The following is a 4,222-nucleotide window of genomic DNA, read 5'->3' as shown; positions in this document are numbered from 1 at the left end:
ATGAAATGGATTGAAGTCCAAATTAAAACTACTACTGAGGCTGTTGAAGCTGTATCAAATATTCTATATGAATCAGGGGTAGGTGGGTTGGTAATTGAAGACCCTAATGATATCATCATGTTAAATAAAAGTGAAGAAGATTGGGATTATGTAGATCCGGATTTATTAGAAAACGATTTTGAAGGGGTTATTGTAAAGGGATATTTACCAGAAAGTGAAGATTTAATAGATAAAATAGAGCTTATAAAACAAAATGTGGAAAAAATCCCTCAATATAATTTGGACAAAGGGTTAGGTGAGGTTACCACTTCTGAAGTATATGAAAAAGACTGGTCGGAATCATGGAAAAAATACTATAAGCCTAAGAAAATAGGAGAAAGAATAGTTATCAAACCATCTTGGGAAGAGTATAGCAAGAAAGATGATGAAATAGTTATAGAAATAGATCCAGGAATGGCATTTGGAACAGGAACACACGAAACGACATCAATGTGCTTAATACAGTTAGAGAAACATGTGCATAAGCATGATATAGTTTTTGATGTTGGATGTGGTACAGGTATATTATCAATAGCAGCAGCTAAGTTAGGAGCAATTAATGCGATAGGTGTAGATTTAGACGATGCTTCTATAATAGTAGCAAAGGAAAATGTAAGAAAAAATGGTGTATCTAATATTGTTCAAATAAGACATGGTGATTTATTAGATAAAGTAGAAGGTAAAGCAAATGTTATAGTAGCCAATATAATTGCTGAAGTAATTGTAAAGCTAGCTAAATATATTCCTGAATATTTATTAGAGGATGGAGTTTTTATTACTTCAGGAATTATATTGGAAAAAGAAAATTTAGTAAAAGATGCTTTAGAAAAGGAAGGATTACAAATAATAGATAGAATGGCAATGGGAGAATGGGTATGTTTAGCAGCAAAATTAAAAGAAGGGAATAATCATGCATAGATTTTTTGTAGACAAGGAAAATATAAAAGAGAATAAAGTGTTTATAGTAGGAGAAGATGTAAAACATATAACAAAAGTACTTAGATTAGGCGTTGATGATACAGTTGTATTGTGTGATAAAGAAAAAAATGATTTTACTGCAAAAATATCGAGGATAGAAAAAGACTATATTGAATGTGAAGTATTGAAAAAAACTAAGTCGAATAGTGAACCACCAGTTGAAATTGTTCTATATCAAGGGTTGCCTAAATCAGCTAAAATGGATTTAATAATTCAAAAATGTGTTGAACTGGGAGTAACAAAGATAGTACCAGTTTTAACAACTAGGACGGTTGTAAAGATTAAGAATACTAATAAAGAACAAAAGAAAATAAGCAGATGGCAAAAAATATCGGAACAAGCTGCTAAACAAAGTAGAAGAGGGATTATTCCTGAAATTGGAAATGTTATGACATTTGAAGAAATGATTTCGAATATAAAAAACGACGAATTTAGTTTAGTTCCTTATGAAGATGAAAATAGAATCGGTTTAAAGGATATACTAAAAAAGTATAATGGAAAAAGAGTAAATATAGTTATAGGTCCTGAAGGTGGCTTTGATGAATCTGAAGTTAATAAGTTGAAAAAAATTGGTGCTCATATAGTGTCATTAGGGCCTAGAATTTTAAGAACTGAGACAGCTGGATTTACGACTATAGCAGTAATTATGTATGAACTCGGAGACCTAGGAGTGATTTAAGTTGAATAAAGTGGCATTTTATACATTAGGATGTAAAGTTAATCAGTTTGAAACACAGGCAATGGTGGATTTATTTAAGAAAAAAGGATATGAAGTAGTTGATTCTGATGAAAAAGCTGATGTTTATATTATAAACACATGTACTGTTACCAATATGAGTGATAGAAAATCTAGACAATTTATTAGGCGTGCAAAGAGATTAAATAAGGATTCTATAGTTGGAGTTGTTGGGTGCTATCCTCAAGTTGCTCCTGAAAAGGTTCTAGAAATTGAGGATGTGGATTTAATTATTGGTACACAGGATAAAAGTAGAATTGTAGAACTATGTGAAGAAGCTAAAGAAAAAAATGAAAGAATAAATACTGTAGAAGATATAATGCAGATAAAAGAATATGAGGAGTTATCTATAGAAGATGTAAAAGGCAAAACAAGGGCATTTATCAAAATACAAGAAGGCTGTAATCAATACTGTTCATATTGTATTATTCCTTATGCTAGAGGGCCTATTAGAAGTAGGAAGCTTGAAAATGTTATTAAAGAAGTAAAAAAACTTGCTGATAAAGGATTTAAAGAAATTGTATTAACAGGGATACATGTAGCTTCATATGGAAAGGATATAGGTAATGTTAGTTTAATTGATGTAATAGAAAAGATTCATGAAATTGAAGGTATAGAAAGAATTAGATTGAGTTCATTAGAACCTACAATAGTTACAGAAGAATTTATGAAGAGAATTGTGAAATTACCTAAACTGTGTAATCATTTTCATTTGTCCTTACAAAGTGGGAGCAATTCGGTTTTAAAGCGTATGAATAGAAAGTATACTACTGAACAATACAAAGATATTGTCAACTTGATAAGAAAATATATGCCCGATGTAGGAATTACTACTGATATAATAGTTGGTTTTCCAGGTGAAACAGATAAAGAGTTTCAAGAAACGTATGATTTTGTTAAGGAAATAGGTTTTTCAAGAATTCATGTTTTTAAGTATTCACCACGAAAAGGGACTCCAGCAGCCAAATTTAAAGGTCAAATCAGTGGAGAAGTTAAAAGTGAAAGAAGTAAAAGGTTGATAGAGCTAGGTAGAAGACTTACAAAAGAATTTAATGAAAGATTTGTTGGGCGTATTACTGATGTATTATTTGAAGAGCAAGTAAATTCAAAAGAGGGCACTATTGGAGGTTACACTACAAACTATATAAATGTAATTGCAAAAGGAGATGTAAAATTGGAAGGAAAGATTCTTCCAGTTAAAATTGAAAAAGTACAAAAAGGAAGTTTATTAGGTAAAATACAAAAATGAAGGAATTTTAGCAGTTATATCGAATATAGAATTAATAAAGGCTGGTTTTATATTCTAGTATATATTATAAACTTCACTAGCTTTAGCTGAGGAGGTGAAATGCATGAATGACTGTATATTCTGTAAGATAGTTAAAGGAGAAATACCAGCTAATAAAGTATATGAAGATGAAAAAGTTATTGCGTTTGAAGATATTGAGCCGCAAGCACCTGTACATATATTAGTAATACCTAAAGAGCATATTACTTCAATTAATGATATTAATGAAGAGAATAGTGATATAATAGGACATATACATTTAGTAATAAAAACAATAGCGAAAGAAAAAGGAATTAATGAAAAAGGATATAGAGTAGTTACTAATAGTGGGAAAGAAGGAGGACAAACTGTATTCCATCTTCATTATCATTTACTAGGTGGTAGAAATATGATGTGGCCTCCAGGTTAAAACACTATTGCAAAATAATCATTTTTCGTATATAATATTTCAGTTGACAATTCCACTTACAGCATCTTTATTTAAGTTAAATATAGGGTTAGGATGCCGGGTGGGATGAGGGGAGGGAAAGTAGATGGCTGAGGTAAAAGTAAAGCAAAATGAATCACTTGACCATGCTCTAAGAAGATTCAGAAAACAATGTGCAGTTTCTGGAGTTTTAAAAGAAGCCAGAAAAAGAGAGCATTATGAAAAACCAAGTGTAAAGCGTAAAAAGAAAGCCGAAGCAGCTAGAAGAAAAAAAAGAAGAAGAAACAGATAAGAGGTGAAAAGCATGGCTTTGAAAGAAAAGTTAATGAATGATCTGAAGGCTGCAATGAAAGACAAAGATAAAGTGCGTAAAAATGTAATTACAATGGTTAGGTCGGCTATTAAACAAAGAGAAGTTGACGAAAGAGTTGAATTAGAAGATGAACAAATCATAGAAATTATATCTAAACAAGTTAAGCAAAAGAAAGACGCTATAGAAGAGTTTAATAAAGGTGGAAGAGAAGATTTAATAGAGCTTACACAAAAAGAAATAGATATTCTTATGGAGTATCTACCACGTCAATTAACTGAAGAAGAAATAGATGAACTAGTAAGAGAAGCTATTGATGCAGTAGGCGCTAATTCTAAAAAAGACATAGGTAAAGTTATGTCATATGTAATGCCAAAAGTTAAGGGTAAAGCCGATGGAAAAACCGTTAATAAAATAGTTATGCAACATTTACAATAAACAAAG

6 protein-coding genes are annotated in these 4,222 nt (G+C 30.8%); all 6 read left to right on the top strand.

What is annotated here, in order from left to right; genetic code table 11:
- Window positions 1-957: 50S ribosomal protein L11 methyltransferase (gene prmA / locus L21TH_RS05710; RefSeq protein ID WP_006311523.1), on the top strand; the 957-nt coding region annotated here is incomplete at its 5' end.
- Entirely contained in the window at window positions 950-1,696 is a 747-nt protein-coding gene (locus tag L21TH_RS05705) for a 16S rRNA (uracil(1498)-N(3))-methyltransferase (RefSeq protein ID WP_006311522.1), read from the top strand. The genes prmA and L21TH_RS05705, both read left to right, overlap by 8 nt.
- Window position 1,697: 1 nt before the next feature.
- A complete protein-coding gene (gene mtaB / locus L21TH_RS05700; protein WP_006311521.1) occupies window positions 1,698-3,002 on the top strand; it encodes a tRNA (N(6)-L-threonylcarbamoyladenosine(37)-C(2))-methylthiotransferase MtaB in 1,305 nt (434 codons plus the stop codon).
- 103 nt (window positions 3,003-3,105) lie between these two features.
- The gene (locus L21TH_RS05695) at window positions 3,106-3,450 is read left to right on the top strand and encodes a histidine triad nucleotide-binding protein (protein ID WP_006311516.1); all 345 of its coding nucleotides are present in this window, start codon (window positions 3,106-3,108) and stop codon (window positions 3,448-3,450) included.
- A 124-nt stretch (window positions 3,451-3,574) separates the two neighbouring features.
- On the top strand, window positions 3,575-3,760 hold the full coding sequence (gene rpsU / locus L21TH_RS05690) for a 30S ribosomal protein S21 (protein ID WP_006311514.1): 186 nt from the start codon (window positions 3,575-3,577) through the stop codon (window positions 3,758-3,760).
- A gap of 12 nt (window positions 3,761-3,772) precedes the next feature.
- Window positions 3,773-4,216 (top strand): GatB/YqeY domain-containing protein, encoded by a 444-nt coding sequence (locus tag L21TH_RS05685; protein WP_006311512.1) that lies wholly within the window; start codon window positions 3,773-3,775, stop codon window positions 4,214-4,216.
- Window positions 4,217-4,222: the final 6 nt, after the last annotated feature.

The sequence above is a fragment of the Caldisalinibacter kiritimatiensis genome, from assembly GCF_000387765.1.
Taxonomy (GTDB): domain Bacteria; phylum Bacillota; class Clostridia; order Tissierellales; family Caldisalinibacteraceae; genus Caldisalinibacter; species Caldisalinibacter kiritimatiensis.
This window is presented reverse-complemented; position numbering and strand designations above follow the sequence as displayed.